The organism is Bdellovibrio sp. ArHS (assembly GCF_000786105.1).
In the GTDB taxonomy this organism is placed as follows: domain Bacteria; phylum Bdellovibrionota; class Bdellovibrionia; order Bdellovibrionales; family Bdellovibrionaceae; genus Bdellovibrio.
Genome location: NZ_JTEV01000018.1, coordinates 33,634 through 54,966 on the forward strand (window position 1 = coordinate 33,634; position 21,333 = coordinate 54,966).

The following is a 21,333-nucleotide window of genomic DNA, read 5'->3' on the forward strand; positions in this document are numbered from 1 at the left end:
TACGGATTACTTACTCTTAATTTAGTTCGCTAAAGATGGCTTAAAGAAAAACACCCTCACAACGCAAGCTGATTGCGGGAACGACGGTGGCGGGTTTGTCTTTGGCGCCAAAAAGAAGAGTTTTCATTTCTCCCCAACCCAGTTTCACCAAGTCGGCGCGAGACATTTTTTCTTCGATCACAAGTTTTTGGTAAACCATCGCAGGATGTGCAATTGCATAACTTTTCATCATACTGGTTACTGTCAAAGTACTGCCGGCGTCAGCCAAAAGCTTATTCACAATCACGATACCGCGATTGAGACTGACAAACTCGTAAGGCAGCTTAAGGCCATTATCCATGGCAAAAGCCGTCCAGTGCTCTAAGGAGGTATTGGCTTCCGCACCCGCTTTGATTCGGCGAATACGTTCCGTCACCAAGCTTTGCAGTTGCGTCTGGTTGACCGCATTTCTTTCTTTGTCGCTCAGATTCCAGAAAGCACGGGCGATCAGCTCGGCATTTAAAAGTTCCGTACCCGCCCCCAAAACCATCACCTGCCGCTGCATGGACTCGGCAATCACACCGCCCATACCGAAATCAAGAATGTGCAAACGAATCTTGGGGTCGGTCACATTCATCATGAAATTGCCCTGATGAAGATCCGAATGATAGAAGCCGCCACCGAACATCACTTCGTTGGCCCATAACTTCGCCATGTTTTCGATCACCGCTTTTTTCATCTCCGGAGCGACTTCCTTGTACAAAGCCACTTCTTTATCAAGTTTTCTACCAATCACCATCTCCTGCACCATCAGATTGGATTCGCCGGTGGGTTCGTAAATCCGCGGCACATTGAATTCGATGAAGTTTTTGTAGTCGCGGGTTTTCATCAGGACCGTGCTGTCATAACGGGTCTTCGCCAGTTTTTGACGGCGAATGGTGTCTTCCTGGCTTAGTTCTGCGGTCACCGTTGATGTGATGTCCTCGATGATGGGTGTCAGCTTCGGAGCACCGGTTTTACGAAACTCCGGATTCGCATCCAGGATCTTCGCCACTTCCGTCAGAATCAGTTTGTCTTCCTGCACACGGTCGACAATTCCTGGTTTGATAAAACGAACGACGACATCATGACGTTTGCCATCCAAAAGGATTTTTGCACGATGCACTTGCGCCATCGTACCGACGCCCAATGCTTTTCTTTCAAAATAAATGAATTTATAGTTGCCGTGCTCTTTATTGACGATTTGTTCGACCTGCACCCAAGGCACCGGACGAACCGAGTTTTCCAAAGCTCGAAAAACCTCTAACATTTCAGGTCCTAGATCCGCCTGCCGAGCAACCACCTGCAAAAGTTTCTGCAATTGGGGACCACTGTTTTGCACCATGATCTCAAATTTTTTCATATCAGAGATCAAAAGATCGCCGCCCAGGTAAGAGGACACGATAAGTTTTTTTGAAGCCGGCGTTAAGCGAGAGTAGTACTCACTGAACATCGTCTCCATAAAGATTCTCATGGTCGCATCCTGCTGTTGCGCGAAACCGTTTTGCGCGATTTTTTCACCGACGCGATCCAATTCTTTCATGCGATCAGCTAACAAGGCTTCACTTTCCTGCAAGGCCCAATTCTCAGCAATTTTTTGCGCCTCGGGATTCTGCAATAAGGCCAGGGCCTGTCCCGCCATTTTCTCGATGTCAACGGGTTCACCACCACTCTGTTTTTCCGCCATGGACTTCAACTGTTCTTGTTGCCACTCCAAATACTGATCAATCTGCTTTTGCACACGCGGACTTTCCGACACAAAAATCTTCATCGCCTGAGGCCCTTGCTTTTCAATAAGCTCGACGTCGAGGGCGACACTGTGAGTGCTGGGCCAAGACCCTTTATGAAGACGCAAAAACTCGTCAAAGTTTTTGACCTTCACTTCTTGCACCTCTTGCTTATAGACATCTTGAAAATAGGCTTTCGCGCGTTCTAATATTTCGTGTTTATTTTCGGACGATTCCCCTTGGGCTAAAAGCGCATAAGTCAAAGCCAGCCTTTGTTCAAAAGACAAATGCAAACCCACTGACGCCGGCGCGGCCGCCCAAGCAAACTTCGCGACAAAAACGTACAAAAGAAGTGAGAATTTAAAGACCTTCAACATGCCACAACCTTGGAAAAAATATCCATGATAGGCTTTGCACGGAATAGGCCGACATAGGCTCATTCAGAGAACATTCTGAGCTGACGAAAATTTAGACAGAGCCCCTTTTTGGGCAGATTTTAGAAAGACGAGGTCTTGGCGAAAGCAGAAATAAAGACGCCCTCGTGAAGGTCACTGAGGGCTTCAAAAATGAGTGCGGTGCATAGATCAGCTACTTTTATGTTAAAAGCTTATCCAAGATATCAGGCTTGAACATCACAACCGCGCCAATCACCAACATGAAACCAAGAAATCCCAAACCAATGATCCACACAAAATCCAAACTTTCCATAGATGCCTCCTCACACGGGAATGTCTTCAGAATACCTTCGTCTTTTCAGTGTTCAATGCCTGGATGAAAAAATGTATTAAAATCCATGTGGGTTGGATAAAAATGAGCCTAAAAAAATGCCGTTTTTCCTCTTATTAAATGGGCTCCCATTGTGTTGGGAGGATTTCATTTAATGAACCGACTAATAACAGCACCACTAGGCAAGTGGTGCTGCTCAAGACCAAGCGCTGATGTTCGGGAGTTTCAACCGCCTACTTCAAAAGAAATGCGATCAATTCATCTTTCTGAGCCATCCCATCCTTGTAACCAATTTCAATCAGATCGGAACAAAAACCGGGATCAAAAAGCAGATAGCTAATGATCTCACTGGCGTCTTCTAACGAGCCAAGTCCCTTTAACAGATAGCGAACCACGCCGGGCAGCTTGCGCGCTTTCTGCACGGCCATCTCTCCGATATCGGCGGAAGGTGAAATAAACAGATAATCCAAAGGACGCAAACTGATTTTCTGCTGTTGATCCGAAGGAATTGCCAGCGCATATTCATTCAGGCGGCGCAGACGATCAATGTCCTGCTCAATCGCATCAAGCAAGACGCCATTTAAAATCGTGTTGATGACCCGGGCGACATTCGGGGATTTTGTGGTCTGTTGCGCCCGCTCTTCATAGGCAATTCCGGCCTGCCGCCGAACTCCAATCACCAGAAGTTTTTCCGCGCCAAGATAGATCACTGGACTGCAAGGCGCATGATTTCGTACAGCTCCGTCACCAAAAAAGCGATCGTCGACCTGAACCGGAGGAAACAGCAGAGGAATCGCCGATGACGCCATGATGTGATCGGTCGAAATGATGGTTCTTTCGCTGTATTTTCTTCCTTTATTCCAGGAAGGCAACTGATCTTGTCCTTGAATGAAAGTGACCGTGGCAGACGTGGCATAATTGATTGCGGTGATCGCCAAGGCTTTTAAGTGACCGTCTTTAAAGTTTTGCGCCACTTTATCATAGTTCATATTGTCATGAATCAACGTGCGCAAAGGCGAAGTTTCCAAGAGAGCTCGGCCAGGGGTTGTGCCGGTCAAAGAGCCCAGTGACAATTCACTCATCCACTGAAAACCGATTTTACCCATGGTTAAGGCGTCGGTGGAAAACACCCGATCGACGGTAACTTCGCTCCATAATTTGACCAGAGTCTCTGAGGCATTTTTAAAGTTCTCGCAGTTTGCCGCCAAAGAACTGGCATTGATGGCGCCGGCACTGACACCAGAAAGATATTCAAACCGCGGCAGTATTCCCGATGTCTCGCTGATCTTTTGTACGGCGGCGAGGACCCCGACCTGATATGCGCCGCGAGCGCCCCCACCCGAAAGAACCAAACCCATTTTTTTCGCCATCGTGACCGCCCTTTGAGCGAGAGAAATCCTCTCACTCAAAGTTTTTCACTGTTGGGTCCTTTTTGCCAGTACAAAAAAGAAGTCTATCGCTGGACTACAAGTCGTAGTTCAAGCCCACCACAAAGGACCGACCTTTCCCGGCCACAGGGGATTTTCCGTTTAAAATATCTTTACCTCCCAAGGGCAGATCGTATTGAGTATCGAACACATTAAGGACCTGCAAAGACGTCGTGAAGGCAGTCCCCCATTTGTATTCAGTCCCCAAGTCCGCGGTCGCATAGGCGCCGGTTTTATGCTCGTTTCTGATCCCCGAGACATCTTCTTTCGCGGCCACCATGTGCACTTCCGCTCTGTTTTTCCACTTGGAGGTTTCCTGATTTAGAATCAACTTACCATTCCAAGGCATCTGATTGTATAAGTCCGACACGCCATCCTTGCGATAGCCGCGAGTAAAACTGGTAAGAGCTTTGATATTGAAAGCACCATAGCTTTCTGTTTGCAGGAAATCCCAAGAGACTGAAGCCTCTGTTCCAAAAATGATCGCATCATGATTTGCAAACTGTAAATAGCGAACGCCCGTATCACTTCCCGTTGTCGAGATGTATTTTAAATCCGCGTCGATGTAATCTTGAATTTCAGAGTAATAAGGAGTGATCTCGATGTGTGCTCCTTGTGCGGACTGATAAAAGTAGCTGGCGCTAAGGATGTGCGAGACTTCAGGTCGCAAATTTATATTTCCGACATAACCATTCCCATCACCAAACCAGTTAATCATTCGCATGTCCATACGTACGGGATTGGACGTCGCCAGTGTCGACTGTAAGCCCGCCCACGTATAACGTTCATACAGATTCGGAGAGCGGGACTTACGACCCAGCCCCAGGACTATCTTTTGTGATTCTGAAATCTGATACGCGTTCAACCACGTCATATCGTAATTCACATCCGTTTTATTTCGTTCCAGACTGTTGAAGTAGGCCTCATCGGCTGGCGCATTGCTGGTATTGTTATATCCCTGAACACGGCCCGTATCCATACTCACCACATCGACCCGCGCCCCTATATTCGTACTGTACGAAGAGTTCCACTGGGTTTCATTCTCGACAAAAAAGGCATATCTGTCGCGATGGCCATCATTGATATTTACGAAGTTATTCGGCGACATGCCGCCCATCCCCGAAACCGGCGTCCACCAGTCATTCAGGGAGTAAAAATTCACCTCCACGCCTGCGGAAGTGTCAGAGGTCTGCGATGAAATAAGATGAGATTTTGCAAGCAAGTTGGTCTCTTTAGAGTCCGTATACATCGGCATTTGACCCGAGCTATAATCACGAAGCTTATCCATATAGTGATCGACGTTTTGATGGCTTAACGAGACGTCACTCTTTAGCGTGCCAAGAAGCCCCCGGTATTTTACATTGTACTTCATCGCCGTGTTTTCAAGCATGTCCATGTATTGATTGACGAAGCCCTGCTTGGGCACCGCCGTTCGCCCGACCCGAAACGAGAGCGTCCCGTCGGCTAACTTACGCGCATAAACCAGACTGTGGTTGTTTTGTTCATAGGCGGTTCTTTTAACGATATCGCTTTTTCCGTTTTTGTAGTCTCGGGCCTTTTCATCCGTTCCATAGTAGCCCACGGAATTGCTCAGATCAGCAAACCCCACATGCGCTGATAAATTTAAATAATCTTCATTGGAGCCATAAATCGAGGAAAACTGCCCAGAGTATCGCGACTCACCGGATGTGAAGCCGGGATGTTGAGTATTCACCAAAATACTTCCCCCCAGACTGTCTCCACCTAAAGACACTGGCGTAATTCCTGGAATGGCGGTGATCGCTTCCACTTGAAAAGAAGATATATAACTTAAAGCAGGATTCATGTGATTAGGACAAGAGGCCGTCACTCCGACTCCATCAACCTTCACATTCACCCGGTCCGAAGACACCCCGTGCATTACCGGAAGCGACGAAATGCCCCCGCCTGTCTGCATTTGCACGGACGGTTCTTCATCAAGAGCTTTGAGCGAATCCCCTTGCGTCCGTGTTCGTCGTTCAAGATGCCCGGTTTTATTTGAATCCTGAATGGTCACGGTCGGCAGTGTGTCTGCCGACCCCTCTGCGAAGACGACTCCGGAATAAACCGCCATTAAAACGTATAAAGACAACCCGCACACCTTTGATTTATTCATCATCCCCCCTATGAACTAAGGAAAGATTATTGCTATTTTTCATCCCCCTGAGCAGGCAGCAAATCGTAGCGGGGGCAAAAGTCGAGAGGTCATTTGTAGGATGTGGCGTATAAAAGTGCCTGATTCTTGTGCTTTTTATTTGCAAAGAGCTCATCCAAATCAGAATATCCTCGCGCGGAGGTACCTATGAAGTTGCTAATTTCGTCTATCCTGAGCCTGATTTTTTTGGGAGCCATTCCTGCGGAGGCACAACTGCGTGAAACAGCTTCGGAAGTCAGTTTTGAGCTGACCCATCCCAAAGAAGCTCGCGCCATCTATCAGTATTTGGCTTTGCCTGTTCAGTGGGGCGATAAGGTCACCGGAAAACCTCATCAATATAAATTCTACGCAGACAAAGCAGGTGCCATGAACCTTTACTGTGATCTGGTGGCTGGAAATCCTCGTTGTATCCTAACTTTAAAAAAGATCCTCAGCACGGATATGACAGAAGTGCATAACGACGATCAGCAAATCCAAGTGGCTCTTTTTGATCCTCAAGATGCCGAGCCGCTATTTAAGTCTTTGCTAATCAAAGGCATCGAACATGGTGGTTACGAGATCCGCGCTCTGATGGACGAAGCTATGAACTTTTCTATTTCCTGCATGAAGGACGTCGCCAATTATACGGGAACGTCCTGTCAGATTTATATTTTTAAAGGAAATAAAATCTAAAAAGTGATTCAGCAGCCCGGTTTCCAGGCAAGTAGTGTACTTATAAAATCTCAATGGGATCGTTGCTTCGGATGATCCCCTCGTTTTCAGGAATCCAGAGTGCACCGAACACAACTCCTCTTTCTTCTTTGCGATAAGTCGATAAAGTCTTAAGAGGTTCAGGTCCGGTCTTTTCGCCGGTCTTCTGATCAATAGTAATGATCGAACAGCGCGTGCACTTTTTAGGTTGAGAAAAAATCACTTCACCAATGCGTATGCGACTCCATTGGTCTTCGACAAAAGCCTGCGGACCGCTGAAAACAATATTCGCACGAAAACGATCCAAAGGGACCGGCTCTGCCAATCTGGCATTAAGGTCTTCCAAACTTTTTAAATTAAGCAGGGACAAAGGACGTCCGTCGGCAAAACGCACCTCGGGTTGCCAGGACTCTTCATTGACAGAACGCACTCGACGCTGCGAAAAAGGCGCGTATCGAACCAGCCTACAGTTCACGCCCAAGTACTGAGAAATTCCCTGCGAGTATAAATCCGGCTCCAGTGCCGCTTCAAAACTGTCATTCCAAACTTGAACGGTGATTCTTCTTTGCCAAGAATTCTTCTTGGAAATTTTAAAAAACATCTTCTGAAAACCTACGGTCAAAGAAGTCTCGTCCTGAAAAACCTCAATGGTCGCCAGCTTCGGAACCGTTCTTTGTGATAAGAACTTGCCATTTTCATCCACCAACATCCACTGGCGGTCCCCCTCCGGCCCTTCCGACGTGATTTTCATTTCTTTCACACTTTGTGCCCGGGCGGATTTAATGGGATAAATAAAAAGCTCTTCGATTTTCATACCTAAGATGCTTTCTTTTTGTTGCATTAAAATCAAGCCTAAACTGCCGGTGTTGCATTCGGAGCTTGCATTTCTATATTGAATTTATATACTAAATCTGCCAAACGGCTTTGAGGCTTGGTCTGTTGCCGAAATAGACATTCGTGGAGCTGATTTCTTTCCTTCGCAATCAGCTTGATTAAGACACATCGAAAATAATTACCCGTTAACGAGAACTTGTTCTCGCGAGCGAGAATTTTGTACCTGATCCAAGAAAGTTTTTAAAAACTAAGATTGGTTTGGTCGAAAGGTCTTTTTCTATGAGCCTGACTCAAAGTTTACGTCGCATCCTGGATGATCGAAAGATCACCGTAGCTCAATTGGCTCGCCAATCGGGAGTGCCCGCCAAAACAATCTATCACTGGCTGGCAGGTCAGCAGCCGCGCAAGATAGAGCATCTTTTTCGTATTTGCGACACGCTTCATCTGACGATGGAAGAGCTTTATGGACGCACCAAGAAAGATCCGCCTCTACACCTAAGCTCGGCGCGCCTGAACGAACAAATCAATGCGGGAATATTTGAAGTCATTCTACGCCCCTATGGAAAGTGCCAGGATGATGCATGACCGAGTCCTTGCGCCTTTCAATGACGGCCCTAATCCTAGTTCTGGGTCTTTTGCTTTTAGCCGAAGCAAATACACCTCACTCCTTTCTGTGGCATGAGGCTTCGGAAAGATATCGATTCTATCAAGTCGCCGAAAAATTTCAGATCACAACACAGGACTTATTGGAAAACCCTCAGGCCTGTGCCCTGTTTTTATTGCGCGGGAAAAAAGATATTATCTACGAAGGCGCGACCCCCAAAAACTCGGCGGTCACCCTGGAGCTAACGACCGAGATGCTTCACCGAATTCCTCCACCACTACAGGTCCGCAAGCTGTGGTTGGAGGCATACCAGCACAAAAAGGACATTCGCAAAATCGACGGAAAACTTTATAGACAACTTACAACTCGGCTGAACTTCATCTTAGGGCTCACAACCAGCCCCTGGATTGAAGCTAAGAAGATCTCCATTCCTGTGACTATCAACACCAATGAAGAAGGCAAAATACTAGACTGTGCGGCCCAGACAGACCTCTAGAAATAAAAAAGGCCCCGCTCTTGAAAACTGACCGTCACAGTGACAGTCAGTCTATCCTTAGCCAAGGCCTTTGGTGGAACATTCAAAATCAGATTACCAACCTAATACGTAACCGAAAATCAACGGCGCACAGATTGTGGCGTCAGATTCAACGATGTAGCTCGGTGTTGTCGGAGCCAATTTACCCCAAGTGATTTTTTCATTGGGAATAGCACCGGAATAAGAACCGTAAGAAGTTGTCGAGTCAGAGATCTGACAGAAGTAGCTCCACAAAGGAACATCTTCGTGTCCTAAATCCTGCTCAAGCATCGGCACCACGCAGATCGGGAAATCGCCTGCAATACCGCCACCGATTTGGAAGAAGCCTACAGGAGCCGCCTTTGAAGCACCCATGTACCACTCAGCCCAAGTTTTCATGTACTCAATACCACCTTTGACTGTGGTGGATTTTTTCACGTCGCCTTTAATGCAGTGACCAGCAAAGATGTTGCCCAATGTAGAGTCTTCCCAACCTGGAACAACCATCGGAAGATTCTTTTCCGCCGCCGCCAACAACCAAGAATTTTTCGGATCAATCTGGTAGTACTGTTCAAGTTTTCCAGAAAGAAGAATTTTGTACATGAACTCGTGCGGGAAATAAGACTCGCCTTTTTTATCAGCGTCTTGCCAATATTCCAAAACAACGTTTTCAATACGGCGAATCGCCTCTTCTTCAGGAATGCAAGTGTCAGTCACGCGATTTAAATGCTTTTCCAAAAGCTTTTGTTCATCTTGAGGAGTCAAGTCGCGGTAGTTCGGAATACGCTCGTAGTGATTATGCGCAACCAAGTTGAATACATCTTCTTCAAGGTTGGCACCTGTGCAAGAGATAGCGTGAACTTTTCCTTGGCGGATCATTTCAGCCAAAGAAAGACCCAATTCTGCCGTCGACATAGCGCCCGCAAGTGTCACCAGCATTTGGCCTTTGTTATCGATGTGCTTTTTGTAACCTTTAGCAGCGTCTTTAAGTGCCGCCGCATTGAAGTGGCGATAATGATGATCGATAAACTGAGTAATTGGTCCCATTTCTAGCTCCTTATGTATTTAATGAAAGCTGAAAGGCTTCACCCATGTGAAAACCGTTAAAGACTTCTAGCTGCCATCAAAGCACCAGAAGGTAGCACTTTTACTGCAAAACTCAAGCAGAGAATGGCTTTTGCGCGACAACGGCTTTGGCAAAAAAACCCTGATCTTTGCGGATTTTCTCAAAGCCCTGATAGGACAACAAACCCTCCATGGGATTCACCGTGTAGTTCTTGTAAAAAGGTTCATGAAAATCCACAGGGAATTGCTCTAAGGCCCAATCGAAATCCTTGGCGTCTTCTTTTTGCACAGAGTCGACAAAACCACAGACACCACCCTCTTTTAAAACTCGATAAGCTTCTGCAATGGCTTGTCGACGAATTTCCAAAGGCAACTCGTGAAAAAGAAAACAAGAATAAACCAGATCAAACTTGCCCGCTTGAAACGGCAAGTCCTCGGCGGCCCCTTGCACGAAATCCACCCGAGCAAAATCATGTAAATTGTCTTGGGCCTTTTTCAAATAGGGATAACTTAAATCCAAGACGGTGATTCGCGCCTTTGGAAACGCCAGTTTCATAAAGCGAGTCAGGCGCCCCGTCCCCGCAGCCACTTCCAGAAAATGCAACCCTTCCCCTTGTCCCGGATAGATGTCTTTCACCAGAGGTATAATCAATCGGCGCATGGCATCGGCCGCGCCAGAAAAAAGAATTTCCACCTGATGTTCGTAAAGGTCTGCGGATTGTTTGGTCAGATAACCGCCGGTTTGAAAGTGAAAATTACGCTGGTAGTATTCCGGCAGCTCTTTCAGGAATTCATTGGCTTCGTCACCAAAGTCCTTATTTCTTTTGTCTGTGCGACGCTTCGCAATTTGATAGCCATCCATGATGATTCGCGGATAACGGCGAAAATGTTCGGTCAAATTTTCTGGTTTTAGTACGTCAATGGGATAGTAACCGTGTTGAATATTGTCGGCGTCTTTTTTTAACAACTGATAAAGTTCCGCATATGCCCGTTTCATTTTCGCCAATTCTAAAGACTGTGGATGCCTTCTTTTGCCAGTCGTCAGAAATTCAAAAATCGGCAGTGAAAACTGCTGGGCCGCAAAGTGAGCGGACCGAGCCAAAGAATATCCCAGAGTGATTTTATCCTGGTATGGAATCTTGAGCTTCATGGCGGCACCTCTTTCGCAATTCAGGTTACTGCGAACTGAGGCGCAACTCAAGCGAGCACTGCGGTGTTATTTTGCTTTAGGAGGTTGCGCTAACTTCTTCTGCTGATACCAGTGCCGAAAAGTCAGACCCAACATTACAAAGCCCGTCAAAATCACCAATGCAACAAGCGTGAACCAAGCAGCAACGATCATGGCTGCACCTCTGGATTTTTCACGGACGCATAAATCTCATTCACGATATACGACGCCATCGCAAGTCCAAAAGAACCTGTCACGAAGCTGGCCGTGCCATGAATGATGTTACGATTGTCACACCCATGCAGACTGCTTTTTGTCGGACAAACGCATTTAAAGCCCTGGCCATTGTCATACTTCAATTCTTCAGGCAGACGTGGAATTTCATCCGAAAAAACGCAAGGAATGCCGAACTTCTTCTTATCCGGGAAATTATACTTCTGACGCAAAATCTTGCGAATCGAAGCGGCCATGGGGTCCGCATAAGTTTCCCCTAAATCTTTCAGCTTGATTCGAAGTGGATCCATTTTTGCGGCCGAACCACCCGAAGTGATAATTTTAATTCCGCGCTCTTTGCACGTTGCCAAAAGATGTGCTTTCGCAGTCATATTATCGATCGCATCCACGATATAGTCAGGCTTGCACGACAACATCATTTCCGAGTTCTCTTCATTGTAAAACTCCGGAATGACGTTCACAGTGTTCTGAGGATTGATTTTGCGAAGGCGTTCGCCCATAACCTCGGCCTTCTTCTTGCCCACCAGACCTTGCAAGGCGTGCAACTGACGATTGGCGTTGGTGATACAAACTTCATCAAAATCCACCACCGTAAGCTTACCAACACCTGAGCGCGCCAAAGATTCCGCGGCCCAAGAACCTACACCACCCAAACCGATGACCATCACGTGCGTGTTGAAAAGCTTCTTCATCACCTCATCACCCACCAAGCGTCCCATCCGGTCAAAGCGACGGTGCAGAACATATTCTGTTTCCTGAGGTTGTGGCAGATTCGTTTGTAGGTTTTGTTGGTCAGGAGTTTGGTTCATGGAGTCTCCGTTTGTTTCCCTATCAGTCTGTGAAAATTACCCGTAGTGATATCTAATATTTCCAGAGGATCAAGTGATTTTAACTCCCCTATAGTTCTTGCCACCTCCCAAATGCTTTCCGGAGGATTCAAACCGTCTTTATAGGCCGGAGGAGGTTGATCGGGGCTGTCACTTTCAATCAGAAGATATTCCAGGGGCATTTCTTTCACGGCCTGATGCAATTTCTTGTTATCAGGACGGCACACCGGCCCGCCGATGGAAAGATACAGGCCTCTGTTTAGAAAATCCCGCGCCTTCGCCGCACTGCCATTGAAAGAATGTACCATACCTTTTTGTTGGGGTACGCCATACAGGTCTAGAAGTTTTAAACTTTCCTCGTGGGCCTGTACTAAGTGAAGAACCATCGGTTTTTGCGAAAAATGCGCCAGTTCAATCTGCTGCGCGAAGACATCAAGCTGTCGCTCCCGCGACTCTTTCATAATATGAGGTCTGAAATCCAGTCCCATTTCCCCTAAGGCCAAAGCCTCTGGCAAGGCCACCGCAAGCTGATTAAGAGCCTCTTCACAGGCGTCTTCATCATGCTCCGCCACCCAATAAGGGTGCAGTCCGAAGCACAGGCCGATATGACGGGGATGACGTTTCTTAAGTTCTTGCTGGCGAACCCAGTCTTCAGGCCCCACACCTCCTTGCATAAAGAAGTGAATGCCTTTGCCCCGCGCTTCTTCTATCAGCGCGTCTTGCAGGCCCGCCCACCGGGGGTCCGCAAGGTGTCCATGTGCATCGATCCAAAATCCAAAACCAACCATAGGTCCTGGTTGTACCTTAAAAAGCAGGACTCGAACAAGATTCAATTTCCGCCGATAGGAAAGAAGCCTGATTCTTTGCGCTCGTAAAGAAGCAGATGCCTTTGAAGGAGTCTTCCATGAAGCATAAAAGCTTGCGTTTGGGTTTTGAGTTAACAATGGATAAAGGAGCCACGTGGCGTCCTTTAAAAGTGCAATTCTGGAATCAGGAAGAAAATTATAAAAAATTTTCGCCCACAGCTCCGTTTAAATATCATGCGGATGCTTTGACCGGATTGTCATTGGTCAAACTCAATCACTATATTAAAAGTCCCATCGCCACTCCTCATCTGGATTACTCTTTCGCGGTGGAAGCTTGGAAGGCTTTAGATCCCCATTCAGAACTTTATGAACGCTGTCAAAAGCGCGTGCGCGCCCTGCAATCACACTTAGCCGTCGTGAATCCAGAAGTCTGCGCGGAGTTTGAAGACCAATTCCAAGAACACTTTGAAATGGCGATCAAGCCGTGGGGCGTGGACCTGACAGCCTTGTGGCCTCTTTTAGATTCCTTTGCTTCTTTCGAAAACAAGATTGGCGCCCCTTTGCTTTATAATTTCGGTTTGAATTTTTCAAAAAACTTCACTGAAAAATTGCAGGCGCTTTACTCATTCCTTTATCATCTGCGCAGTCTTGTGGCGATTGATCACAACGCGCACGTGGAAGATGCCTCACACGAAGGTGTAAAAGTCGATGCGATCACCGACTATTTGCCGCGTGCGGAATACGTTGTTAACGACGCTCTTCTGTATTGGAACTTCAAGAAGTTCTCGCAACCATTTTCAGGCCCCAGAACTCCGGACCCCCGCGTAGAAAAGCTTTTCGTAAATCCTATGGAAAAGGCCTTCCATAAGTACTCGCACAATGCTTGTCACCTCGTGGACAATCTTCCTCCCTCTTTTGTTTCTTCCCTAAACCCTGTGGAACTGGAAGAGGCTTTCTATTTGGTGCAAATGGACTGGTTGTTGGGTTCACCAGCAGGATTGCTGTTTAAAATTCGGGAAGAAATTTTCGGCTTACAAAGTGGCTATGAAAAGATTTTTTGGAAAGATGTTGAACCCGTGTCGCATACAAAACCCGTCACCCTGCACTTATGCTGCGAGGTGAACGACGAAACGGTTTACGGTAAAAAAGCCGGTTAAACCAAAAAAGAAAAGGGCCTGAAGGGGCCCTTTTTTATTTCTATCCATTGTTTTCAGCGGCACGCTGCAACCACTTGGCTCGCAGTTTTCTTGCGACAAAATAAACAATCAACAATCCGATGATGGCAAAAACGACCAGCTTAAATTGACGAAGATATTTAAGAATAGGTTCGCCGTAATGGGCCAAAAGATAGATCTGCGTGGGCACGCTGATCAAAGCCGCCACACCATCGATCACGATGAACTTCCACGCGGGATAACGAAGCATACCGCAGGCAAGGTGCCCCGGGAAACGAAGGCCGGGTGTAAAGCGGAAAATCCCACAGGCATAAGCACCGTATTTATGTGTCCACTCTTCCACACGCTTCATCATGTGCTCAGGAAAAAACTTACGCACCCGTGGGTGATAAAGCATCTTTCGTCCGAAGACCCGCCCTATCAGATAAATAATGAAATCGGCGGCCACCACGGCGGTGAAAGCAATAATCGAAGCGGTATGAACATTGACAACCGGAGCGCCAGGAAACGGCGGCGGAAAATGTTGAGGATGCGCCCCCATGAAGGCCAAAATCCCTACACTGATCAGGGTCACTTCTTCCGGCAAAGGAAAACCCACAGCCGAAAGCATCATCATACCAACTAATGCCGCGTAAACCGTACCGGGTTGGTAGGCGAATTGCGACATCCATTGAAATATGGGCTCGTTAGCAAATTCCAAATCCTGTTCTCCTAAGGCACCCACTATGCGGGAAAGCATCGCACTTGAACACACTTGCTACACCGTGCTATGTGTAGTTTCTTCGTTAAGGAATAGTATGCAGAGTGCCAGAGGTTTTGAATATGGAGTAAGACACATAATAAGTCCTCAGTCGGGAGGACTTATTGATGTTTTATTAAGCACTTTGCACCTCGACCGGACTGAGATCGAATTTTTGCTGGGTCTTGGATCTATTTACTTGAACCACAAACGAGTTAAAGAAAATTCCTCGGTTTCTGCTGGCGACTATCTGCGCGTGCACACCAAGCCTCGCCGTTTTCCAGTCGCGAATCTGCGCTGGCAAGAACGCGTGATCTTTGATGACGAAAATTTTTTAGTGGCTAATAAAATCTCAGGCATTCCGGTTCACGCCAGCGTCGACAACGATCAAGAACATCTGCAAAACTATCTGAGTCAGGCGCTGGGATACGAGCTCTTTGTCACTCATCGGCTGGACGTACCGACACGAGGTTTGATCGTCTTCGCCAAGAATCTGCACTTTCAAAGCGAATTCAACAAACTGCTCGTGCAGCGCGAGATGACCAAAATCTATAAAGCGGTCGTCGAGGGCCAGAGTCTGCAAACGGGAATTCTGACTCATTATATGGAGCCTTCTCCCCGCGCCCCCAAAACGGTGTCGCGGCAGTTCCAACCTGGCTGGCAAGACTGTGTTCTGGAAATTCTGAATATGGATGTGCTTGCCGACAACCGCAGTGAACTTAAAATTCATTTACTTACGGGACGAACACATCAGATTCGGGCCCAATTGGGCTGCGAAAAACATCCGATTGTAGGCGATCACACCTATGGGGCTGCAAAAATCAGTACAGAAGAAAAAATCGAACTGGAAGCCCATGAGCTTGCGTTCACCAATCCCCTGACTCTGCAAAAGCATTCTTTCACATTATAATAAGAAATATTTTTTGACTGAAAGACATAGCGAGGGAGTGGCTAAATCCAACTCCCTGTTAAGATCGATCGAAGAAAACTAGAAGATCCAGGCGTTCGTCATCAAAGAATACTGGGTATTCTGAGGTTCGGCGAAAGCGATGTCTTTGCCGCGGTAGCTATTTAACATCGTGTCGTTGCTAACACCCAAGGTGAAGGAAAGACCACGCATAGGGCGAATCCACAAGTTTGCACCCAAGCGCAGAGCTGTGACATGGTTCCCTTCAAGATCTTCCACGTTCGACGTGTGATACCAGCTTTCGTTGAAACCGGATTTTGTCGTAATACTGAACATCGAGTTGATGTCCCATTGGAATTGCAGAAAGTGTTCTATACCAAACTGTTTTGTTGTCTGACGAGGATCGTAGACGTAACCACCATCATCAAACTGTGGCACATCCTGATTGAAAGAGGCTGTCTGACTTTGCAAATAAATATCGGGCTTCGCGACATAAGCCACCAAAATAGAGCGCGACAAAGAATAATCCGCATAACCTTCAAGACGGATCTTGCTGATGGTCTTTTGATTTTGCGAAACACGGCTTGTCGGCAAATACCATTTCACTTTTCCCGAAAGATCCACATCACCGATGTAACCTAAGTCGTAGTTTGAATAAACGAAGTGAATGTCGTTCAAAGAAAAATCCGAAGTCACTTCGTCGCCATATTCATTTTGACCTTGAGTGGTGAAATTGAAAGGGACACGCAAAGAAGCGCGGCTGTTGGAATCCAGCTTGTAGTTCAAAGAAAGATAGCTGTAGGTGTCCATAGAACGCGTGTCTGTCGCCTTTTTGCCCGGCTTCATATTTTGCACAGACGCGATCGAGAAGAACGACATATTCCAGTCATTGAAACGCCCCGCGGAAGTGGAAATCTGCCCGAAATCCTCACCATCTAGAACCGCCGCCAACGAAGGGGACGCCACGAAAAGGCAGGAAAGGGCTAAAGCGAGCGATTTTCTCAACATACGTACTCCTCAAGTTCCAGACTGGATCGAGGTGTTTATGCCATAGCGCTATGCATTGCGCAATATCCAAAGTTTAGACATAGTATGTCTCAACGTAATCCTAAAACTCTTTCGACTTGAGATGAGTCCACAAACCCCTTAGTGTGACGTCATGAAAAATTTACGACTTATTCAAAAACTCATCCTTTGCATCGCGCTTTTAACCCTGGCGGGTTGCGCAGTTTCCTTTAAAAAAGAAAAATGGGACCTTCCGCCCAAAGCTGCTGACGAAGTGAGCGTGATGTCCTTCAACGTCGAAAACCTTTTCGACACAGTCAAAACCCCTGGTCACAATGATGAGACCTATATGCCGCTTTCGGCGAAAAACGCCGACCCTAAACTGCGCGAGGCCTGTGTCAAAAACAATGACAGTTCCTATCGCCGTAACGAGTGTTTGGGAACCGACTGGAGCGAAGCAGCCCTCAATAAAAAACTAGCTAACGTCGCCAAAGTGATTTTAGGTGTCGACGGTAAGGGACCTGATGCGCTGATGATCATGGAAATCGAAAGTGACGTGGTCCTGCATAAACTAAACACGGAATATCTTAAGGACGCCGGCTATACCACAGAAGTGATTATCGATGGGCCGGATAAACGCGGTATCAATCTGGCGTTTTTGTCCCGTATGCCTGTTGTCGGTAAACCGGTTTTGCATCCCATCCCCTGGAAACCAAAAGAAGAAAAGGATCGTGAATGGATGGAGCGTTCGCGCCGCATCCTGGAAGTCACGGTCAAAGCCCCTAATGGCGATCCCATTACATTTATGGCGGCCCACTTCCCTTCTCAAGCCAACCCCACTTACTGGCGCCAGCAAATCGCCACTTTCGCTGTGGAGCTGATGAAAGCCAAAGGGCCCGATGCCATGGTGGTATTCGGAGGTGACTTGAATATCACTCACGAAGAAGAAGAAAAGAATCACATCTTCCGCGATATCTTCCAACAAGGCGGCGCGGTTTCTCACTTCGTCGGCTGTAAAGAATGTCCCGGAACACACAACTATCGTAAATCATGGTCCTTCCTAGATGCGCACATTTATAGCAAAGCTCTCCTTGCCGATGGCAAAGGCAGCTACCAAATGCTTCCGAATACCATCGATGTGATTCGCTACGATGATGTGCATCTTTCCAAAGGAAAATACCCCAAGCGCTGGGACTACGACAAAATGGAAGGCGTGGCCGATCACTTCCCTCTTTATGTTCGTTTGAAACAACGAAGTGAGGCCAAAAACCCGGTGCAAGAAGAAGTTCCCGCGAAGACCCCTGCCAAGGAGTCAAAGAAAGCCAAGGGTAAAAAGTAAGCCCTCTTTAAAAATAAAAAAGCCGCGAAGTTCGCGGCTTTTTTTCGTCTTTATTTTTTAAAAACTTACCAGACAAACAAGCGACTGAAATCGACTGTCGGACTTTTACCACACGTGGCTGTCGTCATTTTAAATTTTGTTCCTTCCACCACGATGCCGGTTTTGGAAAGAATCATGTTCTTAGGGTTGGAACCACCTAAGGTCAACTTACCTTGAGCTGTATGACAGAAGCCTTCAAGATCCACAGTCAGCTCTCCCTTGGCAGAGCTTGTATTCGGCTTGGTGGTGTCTTTTTTCGTGAAAACGAATTTGCCGTCAAACTTCGTAAGGGTCGCCTTTCCGGATTCTAAACCCGCACCGTCCACTAGAAAGCTGACCGATGTGTCCATGCTGCCGGTGTTAGCCGCTTTATTCAAACGACCATTTACCGAGCCTTTTGATTCCAAAGACACTTTGTAGGAATCAGAGCCTTCCACCGCTGCTAAAACAAGTTTGATCTCATTTTCCGCGACATTCAGGAAGGTCACGCCTTTTTCTTTATCGATCGTTGTTTTGGCCTTTTCCGCAACCGCCGTCACAGATTGAATTTTACCTGCCGCCGTGCTCACCGTCACATTCCATCTTTTGCTCAAAGTGGACTTGTATTCGACACCGTCGACGTCATAAGACAACACATCATTGGCCGCATTCAAAACAACGGAATAACCTTCGCCATCCTTGAGCGCCGTTTTTTCTGACACTTTATATTGAGATTTTTCAGTTTTTTCTTCAGAAGTCGCCAGACGAATCACTTCTAAAGCTTCAATCGCCCGATCCGCCAAAAGAGCTGATCCTGAATATCCACCGATCTTAAAGTCAGCACCGCCAGCAACAGGTTTTCCTGTTTTACGGGCATTCTGAGCCTGGATTTTTGCGCGCGTGTCTTTATCTGTCACAGAGACATCACGAGGGGTGCAGGCCGTTGTTAAGAGGGCAGAAGAAACAAATAAAGCGGATAAAATGGCGGATGTTTTCATGGCTCGGAAATCTATCCTGAAAAAGCACAAGATTCTAGTGGAACCTCGGTCCTTTCCCGCAAATCTAACCAATTCCTAAAAATTTACAGACGTGTCAAAATCGTAAACAGGCAGCGCAGCCCCCCGTTATTGATTTTAAGCTCCTTAGACACTTTATAGCCCGCCGGAGGACTCTGCACTCGCTCCTTTTCAGGATATAAAATCCCCAGGCGTTGTGGGCTGTATTGACGGCAAAGAACCTCGCAAAGCCCCTTCAGGCCCCCTTTTATGGCCGTCGGCAAGCGCTCCCCATAAGGTGGGTTGGAGACCAACCAAAGAGGGCCTTCCGCGCCCGCGTAGCTTCCCTCCAGCGCATCCTGGGCCCTAAATTCGGCGGGAACCGCCTTAAACTGTCCTTTTTGCACGGATTGCAGCTGACGCTCCACTTCGGCAAAGTTTTTTTCTGCCGCCGGAATCATCTCTTCTTTAATGTCAAAGCCGACAAACTTTTTAAAACCATAAGCGGCCGGTATTTCATAATTAAGCGCAAAGCTCGGGGAAAGAAAAAGCTTTGGCGCCTTCTTCCACTTTTGAAAAGCAAAGGGTCGTGCAAATTGCCCGCTGCCTAAGGCCCGCGCCTCGCTGAGCAAGGTTCCCGACCCCATCATTGGATCTAGCAAAGTCACCTGCGACAATTCCGCTGGGGTCAAGTCGCTCATCATTTCTTTCAGAAGAAATGCGGCGATGGTTTCACGCAGTGGCGCTTCACCTTTTAAAACCGACCAGCCCCGCTTATGCAAGTGTTCTCCGGTGCTATCCAAACTGATCGTGCACAAATCATCATCCATGCGGATGTAAATCGAACCACACAGCTCGCCCGCAGGCATACCTTTGAAAAGCTCTTGCAAGGCGGATTCCGCACTGTCTTGCAGTCGTTTTTCATTATTCAAACGACTTTTTTGCGCGGCCACTTCCCATTCGACGTTGGCAGAAGCCAGGTATTCGCGCCAGGGAAGAGCTTTCATTTTCTGATAAAACTTCGGTAAATCACGGGCCTTGAAAGAGGCCATCCGCAAAAGAACACGATTGGCCGTCTTCAAAAAGAAATTCAGTTGTAAGCCTGCGAACAAATCCGTGTCAAACTCCAGCCCTCCTTGGACGACATCCACTTCGGGAAAAGGCAACGCGTGGGTTTTCGCGTCCTTCCCTAGCAGATAGGGCCAGATCTCTTTCATTTCGGCCAAAGTGCGCTCTTCATAATCCAAAGGAGTTGAAACGAAAAAACGATTCACTAGAATCTCCAGTAGGCGTCAAACAGCGCGTAGTATCCGTCCGTCGGTGACAGCTTGAAAGAAGTGATGTTGGTAGAGTTGATCGAAAAACTGAGATGGAACTTATCCCAGATTTTAAGATAGGTCAGATAACCCCCGACGGCCTTTTTTTCGAAGTTATACGAGGGGCCCAGAAGAACACGATCCCAATTGCCCAGGATAAATTCATAACCGGACTGCAAAGAGCTTGTTCCCAAAGACTTGATAGCCGTCGCATCTGCCGCATCCTCGAAACTAAAAAGAGCCAAGGTCAAAAGAGTGTGCGAAACCACGGTTTCAGAGGAAATCGAATCCCAATAAATATTTAAATTCAGAGTGCTGCGGCTTTCGCTCGGGATTTTGGCGAAGTTCACCCCTGTTGAAAGCACGTTCGAATAGGATTTATAAATATTTGCTTTGGCCGCCGCATTGGGAGCGCCAATAAAATTCGCCGGAACAATGGTGTTGACCGTCAACCACTCTTGAACACCGTAGCTTAATTGTCCGAACCAGGTGACCAGAAACTCGCCTTCCCACAGCGTTTCGGCAGTTTCGCCGACAGCCAGGCCTTGAGTGAAAAGAGGTTTGTACTTCGAAGAAATACTTTTATCGGATTCTTTGACAATGAGATCCGTAGAGCCTTTGTATTTTTCGTTTTCCGTGCTGAGATCCAGATGCATCAACTGGTCTCCCACCTGCACGAAGTTAAGACGAGATTGGCGCAAAAGTTCGCAGGTCAGCTCGTAGGTGCCATCCTGTTTGTTCTCAATGCCTGAAACTTCGACAAAGCCGATGACGCCTATTGAAGGCGTGTGCGACTCAAGCGCGAGGACTTCTCCGACATGCCAGTCGTTGAAGGTGGTTTCGGCCTTTAAGGTTTTGTGATCAATAATGCTTTGAATGCGGGCTCGCGCCTCGGGACGATAATTGCGAGACCCTTCTGCCGCCGGACCGCGCAGAATAATAGGAACTTCCTCATCCATCGATGAATGCGCCTGAGCGGTCGTCACAAGAAGTAAACAAAGAAGAACCCTTAAGATCATGACCTGA

The 21,333-nt window shown here is 47.2% G+C and carries 20 protein-coding genes; 6 read left to right on the forward strand and 14 right to left on the reverse strand.

The annotated features are described in order from the left end of the window. Window positions 1-40: 40 nt before the first annotated feature. From OM95_RS10275 to OM95_RS10285, 3 genes are all read right to left on the reverse strand, one after another. Window positions 41-2,122, reverse strand: coding sequence for an AarF/UbiB family protein (locus OM95_RS10275; RefSeq protein WP_041873333.1), 2,082 nt, complete (start codon window positions 2,120-2,122; stop codon window positions 41-43). A 582-nt stretch (window positions 2,123-2,704) separates the two neighbouring features. Then, entirely contained in the window at window positions 2,705-3,841 is a 1,137-nt protein-coding gene (locus tag OM95_RS10280; protein WP_041873336.1) for a patatin-like phospholipase family protein, read from the reverse strand. Window positions 3,842-3,935: 94 nt separating this feature from the next. After that, a complete protein-coding gene (locus OM95_RS10285; protein WP_291516101.1) occupies window positions 3,936-6,035 on the reverse strand; it encodes a TonB-dependent receptor in 2,100 nt (699 codons plus the stop codon). 183 nt (window positions 6,036-6,218) lie between these two features. On the opposite strand from OM95_RS10285, the gene OM95_RS10290 reads away from it, so the two are divergent. Then, entirely contained in the window at window positions 6,219-6,743 is a 525-nt protein-coding gene (locus tag OM95_RS10290) for a hypothetical protein (RefSeq protein WP_041873338.1), read from the forward strand. A 40-nt stretch (window positions 6,744-6,783) separates the two neighbouring features. Here the strand turns inward: OM95_RS10290 and OM95_RS10295 are convergent, their stop codons facing one another. Next, window positions 6,784-7,602: an MOSC N-terminal beta barrel domain-containing protein gene (locus tag OM95_RS10295; RefSeq protein ID WP_291516103.1), complete on the reverse strand. Its 819-nt coding sequence runs from the start codon at window positions 7,600-7,602 to the stop codon at window positions 6,784-6,786. A gap of 272 nt (window positions 7,603-7,874) precedes the next feature. On the opposite strand from OM95_RS10295, the gene OM95_RS10300 reads away from it, so the two are divergent. Together OM95_RS10300 and OM95_RS10305 are read left to right on the forward strand one after the other, a co-directional pair. Continuing rightward, entirely contained in the window at window positions 7,875-8,180 is a 306-nt protein-coding gene (locus tag OM95_RS10300) for a helix-turn-helix transcriptional regulator (protein ID WP_041873341.1), read from the forward strand. Continuing rightward, window positions 8,177-8,695: a hypothetical protein gene (locus tag OM95_RS10305; protein ID WP_041873344.1), complete on the forward strand. Its 519-nt coding sequence runs from the start codon at window positions 8,177-8,179 to the stop codon at window positions 8,693-8,695. Before OM95_RS10300 ends, OM95_RS10305 begins: the two co-directional genes overlap by 4 nt. Before the next feature lie 93 nt (window positions 8,696-8,788). On the opposite strand, the gene OM95_RS10310 is transcribed toward OM95_RS10305, so the two are convergent. The 5 genes from OM95_RS10310 to OM95_RS10325 all read right to left on the reverse strand — a co-directional run bounded on the left by OM95_RS10310 (window position 8,789) and on the right by OM95_RS10325 (window position 12,795). Next, a complete protein-coding gene (locus OM95_RS10310; protein ID WP_041873347.1) occupies window positions 8,789-9,760 on the reverse strand; it encodes a deoxyhypusine synthase family protein in 972 nt (323 codons plus the stop codon). A 112-nt stretch (window positions 9,761-9,872) separates the two neighbouring features. Next, window positions 9,873-10,928 (reverse strand): class I SAM-dependent methyltransferase, encoded by a 1,056-nt coding sequence (locus OM95_RS10315; protein ID WP_041873349.1) that lies wholly within the window; start codon window positions 10,926-10,928, stop codon window positions 9,873-9,875. Window positions 10,929-10,994: 66 nt separating this feature from the next. Continuing rightward, entirely contained in the window at window positions 10,995-11,120 is a 126-nt protein-coding gene (locus OM95_RS17285) for a hypothetical protein (protein ID WP_291516105.1), read from the reverse strand. Next, window positions 11,117-11,989: a tRNA threonylcarbamoyladenosine dehydratase gene (locus OM95_RS10320; RefSeq protein ID WP_291516107.1), complete on the reverse strand. Its 873-nt coding sequence runs from the start codon at window positions 11,987-11,989 to the stop codon at window positions 11,117-11,119. Before OM95_RS10320 ends, OM95_RS17285 begins: the two co-directional genes overlap by 4 nt. Then, window positions 11,986-12,795: a TatD family hydrolase gene (locus OM95_RS10325; protein WP_041873351.1), complete on the reverse strand. Its 810-nt coding sequence runs from the start codon at window positions 12,793-12,795 to the stop codon at window positions 11,986-11,988. The genes OM95_RS10320 and OM95_RS10325 overlap by 4 nt, the downstream gene beginning before the upstream one ends. Window positions 12,796-12,911: 116 nt before the next feature. Between OM95_RS10325 and OM95_RS10330 the strand changes: the two genes are divergently transcribed. Continuing rightward, a complete protein-coding gene (locus tag OM95_RS10330; RefSeq protein WP_041873498.1) occupies window positions 12,912-13,970 on the forward strand; it encodes a hypothetical protein in 1,059 nt (352 codons plus the stop codon). Between the two features lie 40 nt (window positions 13,971-14,010). On the opposite strand, the gene OM95_RS10335 is transcribed toward OM95_RS10330, so the two are convergent. After that, the gene (locus OM95_RS10335; protein WP_291516109.1) at window positions 14,011-14,688 is read right to left on the reverse strand and encodes a DedA family protein; all 678 of its coding nucleotides are present in this window, start codon (window positions 14,686-14,688) and stop codon (window positions 14,011-14,013) included. Window positions 14,689-14,785: 97 nt separating this feature from the next. Between OM95_RS10335 and OM95_RS10340 the strand changes: the two genes are divergently transcribed. After that, entirely contained in the window at window positions 14,786-15,637 is an 852-nt protein-coding gene (locus OM95_RS10340; RefSeq protein ID WP_041873356.1) for an RluA family pseudouridine synthase, read from the forward strand. A gap of 78 nt (window positions 15,638-15,715) precedes the next feature. Here OM95_RS10340 and OM95_RS10345 read toward each other — a convergent pair whose 3' ends face one another. Continuing rightward, the gene (locus OM95_RS10345; protein WP_041873358.1) at window positions 15,716-16,642 is read right to left on the reverse strand and encodes a hypothetical protein; all 927 of its coding nucleotides are present in this window, start codon (window positions 16,640-16,642) and stop codon (window positions 15,716-15,718) included. A gap of 151 nt (window positions 16,643-16,793) precedes the next feature. Here OM95_RS10345 and OM95_RS10350 point away from each other — a divergent pair, with 151 nt between their 5' ends. After that, a complete protein-coding gene (locus tag OM95_RS10350; protein WP_041873361.1) occupies window positions 16,794-17,978 on the forward strand; it encodes an endonuclease/exonuclease/phosphatase family protein in 1,185 nt (394 codons plus the stop codon). A gap of 65 nt (window positions 17,979-18,043) precedes the next feature. Here the strand turns inward: OM95_RS10350 and OM95_RS10355 are convergent, their stop codons facing one another. The 3 genes from OM95_RS10355 to OM95_RS10365 all read right to left on the reverse strand — a co-directional run bounded on the left by OM95_RS10355 (window position 18,044) and on the right by OM95_RS10365 (window position 21,326). Next, window positions 18,044-18,994, reverse strand: a complete 951-nt coding sequence (locus OM95_RS10355) for a hypothetical protein (RefSeq protein ID WP_041873364.1) — start codon at window positions 18,992-18,994, stop codon at window positions 18,044-18,046. Between the two features lie 83 nt (window positions 18,995-19,077). After that, the gene (locus OM95_RS10360) at window positions 19,078-20,265 is read right to left on the reverse strand and encodes an RNA methyltransferase (protein ID WP_291516112.1); all 1,188 of its coding nucleotides are present in this window, start codon (window positions 20,263-20,265) and stop codon (window positions 19,078-19,080) included. Continuing rightward, window positions 20,265-21,326, reverse strand: a complete 1,062-nt coding sequence (locus tag OM95_RS10365; protein WP_291516114.1) for a hypothetical protein — start codon at window positions 21,324-21,326, stop codon at window positions 20,265-20,267. The genes OM95_RS10360 and OM95_RS10365 overlap by 1 nt, the downstream gene beginning before the upstream one ends. Window positions 21,327-21,333: the final 7 nt, after the last annotated feature.

Excerpts from the sequence above, each read along its gene's own strand:
- OM95_RS10275 (WP_041873333.1), bottom strand. The coding sequence starts at position 2,122 with ATGTTGAAGGTCTTTAAATTCTCACTTCTTTTGTACGTTTTTGTCGCG.
- OM95_RS10280 (WP_041873336.1), bottom strand. The coding sequence starts at position 3,841 with ATGGCGAAAAAAATGGGTTTGGTTCTTTCGGGTGGGGGCGCTCGCGGC.
- OM95_RS10285 (WP_291516101.1), bottom strand. The coding sequence starts at position 6,035 with ATGATGAATAAATCAAAGGTGTGCGGGTTGTCTTTATACGTTTTAATG.
- OM95_RS10290 (WP_041873338.1), top strand. The coding sequence starts at position 6,219 with ATGAAGTTGCTAATTTCGTCTATCCTGAGCCTGATTTTTTTGGGAGCC.
- OM95_RS10295 (WP_291516103.1), bottom strand. The coding sequence starts at position 7,602 with ATGCAACAAAAAGAAAGCATCTTAGGTATGAAAATCGAAGAGCTTTTT.
- OM95_RS10300 (WP_041873341.1), top strand. The coding sequence starts at position 7,875 with ATGAGCCTGACTCAAAGTTTACGTCGCATCCTGGATGATCGAAAGATC.
- OM95_RS10305 (WP_041873344.1), top strand. The coding sequence starts at position 8,177 with ATGACCGAGTCCTTGCGCCTTTCAATGACGGCCCTAATCCTAGTTCTG.
- OM95_RS10310 (WP_041873347.1), bottom strand. The coding sequence starts at position 9,760 with ATGGGACCAATTACTCAGTTTATCGATCATCATTATCGCCACTTCAAT.
- OM95_RS10315 (WP_041873349.1), bottom strand. The coding sequence starts at position 10,928 with ATGAAGCTCAAGATTCCATACCAGGATAAAATCACTCTGGGATATTCT.
- OM95_RS17285 (WP_291516105.1), bottom strand. The coding sequence starts at position 11,120 with ATGATCGTTGCTGCTTGGTTCACGCTTGTTGCATTGGTGATTTTGACG.
- OM95_RS10320 (WP_291516107.1), bottom strand. The coding sequence starts at position 11,989 with ATGAACCAAACTCCTGACCAACAAAACCTACAAACGAATCTGCCACAA.
- OM95_RS10325 (WP_041873351.1), bottom strand. The coding sequence starts at position 12,795 with ATGGTTGGTTTTGGATTTTGGATCGATGCACATGGACACCTTGCGGAC.
- OM95_RS10330 (WP_041873498.1), top strand. The coding sequence starts at position 12,912 with ATGAAGCATAAAAGCTTGCGTTTGGGTTTTGAGTTAACAATGGATAAA.
- OM95_RS10340 (WP_041873356.1), top strand. The coding sequence starts at position 14,786 with ATGCAGAGTGCCAGAGGTTTTGAATATGGAGTAAGACACATAATAAGT.
- OM95_RS10345 (WP_041873358.1), bottom strand. The coding sequence starts at position 16,642 with ATGTTGAGAAAATCGCTCGCTTTAGCCCTTTCCTGCCTTTTCGTGGCG.
- OM95_RS10350 (WP_041873361.1), top strand. The coding sequence starts at position 16,794 with ATGAAAAATTTACGACTTATTCAAAAACTCATCCTTTGCATCGCGCTT.
- OM95_RS10355 (WP_041873364.1), bottom strand. The coding sequence starts at position 18,994 with ATGAAAACATCCGCCATTTTATCCGCTTTATTTGTTTCTTCTGCCCTC.
- OM95_RS10365 (WP_291516114.1), bottom strand. The coding sequence starts at position 21,326 with ATGATCTTAAGGGTTCTTCTTTGTTTACTTCTTGTGACGACCGCTCAG.